We start from the raw sequence: 2,336 nt of genomic DNA on the forward strand, positions 1-2,336 counted from the left end.
GCAAGTAGTTCTGCAACCGTGACTTATACAGCAGGTAAAGCAGACGCTTCTACATCAATTATCCGTTCAATGCCTGATTCTATCGAAGTGAGTGCAGGAGAGATTACCTCTACGCTAACAGTAGAATTACGTGATGCGAATAACAACCTTGTAACTACACGTGTAGATAAAGTTGAAATATTCTCAACAGGAAGTATTGGTGAGTTAAGTGCTACGGATCAAGGAACTTATACAGCGACCGTTTATTCGGATAAAACAGGAACAGAAACGTTCGGTTTTAGATTGAATGATGATCCAGTAGCGGCAGATGATACTGCAACAGTTCGTTATACCGCTGGTCAATATGATTTAAGCAAAACAACGATTGAGGCTCGACCAAATACTATTTTAGCGGATGGAAAAGAGATCTCTACGATTGTTGTTCAACTTAAAGATGGATTTGGTAATAACTTAACGACGAATGCTGTAGGAGGAATTAACATTTTAGGTGTTAATTTAGCAGCGCAAAGCAATGCGAAGATTCCTGCAACGTATGTGGCAAATGGTCGTTTTGAACTTGATTTAACGTCTACAACAGCCGGTATTGAAGAAGAGATTCGTTTCGAAACTTTAGCAAATGAGCAAGGAACAGATTTCACAACCTTAACGTATCTCCCAGGAAGCGTAGATATGACGCAATCTGTGATTTACGTAGATAAGACATCTATTGTTGCAGATAATGTTGAAGAAGCGTTGATTACTGTTGAGCTACGAGATTCTCAAGGGAATGCCCTGAAAGAATCCCAAGGTAATGTGAAGCTTATTTTCAATGGCGTACAAGGTGAAACAGGACCATTTGGGATTCCAACACCTATGGCTGGTGAGAATATTCAAGATCATAATAATGGAACCTATACAGCGACCATTAAATCTCAAGTTGCGAACCAAACAGATAGTATTACCTTCTCTCTCAATGAAGGAGATGGTGAAGTTATCAGTGGTGCGGCAGCTGCGCAAATTCGATATATTGCCGGTGAGATTGATTTAACACAAACAATCATCACTGCATCGCCAATGACGATTGAAGCGGATGGTATCGAAACATCTGTCATCACTGTACAACTTCGAGATGCATTTGGTAATGACATTTTAACAAGAGCATCTGGAGATAACGTTGTTCTAACAAGAAGTACCGATATTGGAGATGTTGAAAATAACGGTAGATTAACGTATTCATCAAATGGGCGTTATACGACGAACGTAACATCTAAGGTTGCGGACAGTGAAACCTTTGGTTATACGATTAATGGTGTTGGCACAGGTCAAGGTGATAATAGTCAAGTCACCCTCACGTACCAAACAGGTGGTATTAGCTTAGTTCGTTCAGAGTTACACATCACTCCAGAAACAATTGTTGCAGATGGTGAAACAGTCGCAACTGTTACAGTCCAATTGTTAGATCAAGAGGGTAATAAACCGACAGAAAATGTAGGAACAGTAATCTTAACCGGCATTGAGAAAGGGCAATTAACGAATGGTGTTGGTAATGGATTTGAACTAACACATGTGAGTGAAGGGCTCTATCGTGGAACGATTATCTCTACGGAAGCAGGTTTAGATACGATTGGCTTTACTTATAATGGAGATTTAGCGCAAGCAGAAAAAGTATTAACGTATACAGCAGGAGCTGTGGATCTAACTAAGTCTACAATCGTCATCAACCCATCAAGCATTACTGCAAATAATGTTGAAAGAGCGAATGTGATTGTTCAACTTAAAGATGCTTTTGATAACGCAATCACCACGAAACAAGGTGATGTAACGTTGATCTTAGAGATGGGTCGTGTTAATAACAGTGATTCTAAAGTATTAATCCATCAAGCAAATGGTACTTATATTGGTACGATTACCTCTACAGTGGCAGGCATTGAAGATGTTGGCTTTACAGTAGAAGGATCTGCAACACCGGCAACTGCTACCGCTTCTATTACTTATACGGCAGGAAGAGTGAACCTTAGTCGCTCAACCTTGACGGTAGAGCCAAGTGAAATTGTGGCGAATGATAGTGATCTATCTACTATTACCATTCAGTTTAAAGATGGATTTGGTAATAATGTGACAGATGCTGTGGAAGGACTTGTTGAATTAACAGGTGTTGATACAGGTGCTATCGCAGTCCAACCAACGGTAGAAGCAGGAGATAACGGAAAGTATATTGCGACAGTTAAATCTAGCAAAGCTGGTTTTGATGATATTGGCTTTAGATTAGGCGCAAATGAGGGTGCAAATGGTCAACGTGAAAGAGTGACTTATATTGCAGGTGAAGCGGATATTACAAAAACACGTTTCACAGCGAA

At 40.1% G+C, this 2,336-nt stretch carries 1 protein-coding gene; it reads left to right on the forward strand.

Translation table 11 applies throughout. The features are described from left to right. The coding region (locus ACYSN2_RS11045; protein ID WP_461750305.1) for an invasin domain 3-containing protein at window positions 1–2,336 on the forward strand (2,336 nt) is incomplete at both ends.

This window comes from Ignatzschineria sp. LJL83 (assembly GCF_054871845.1).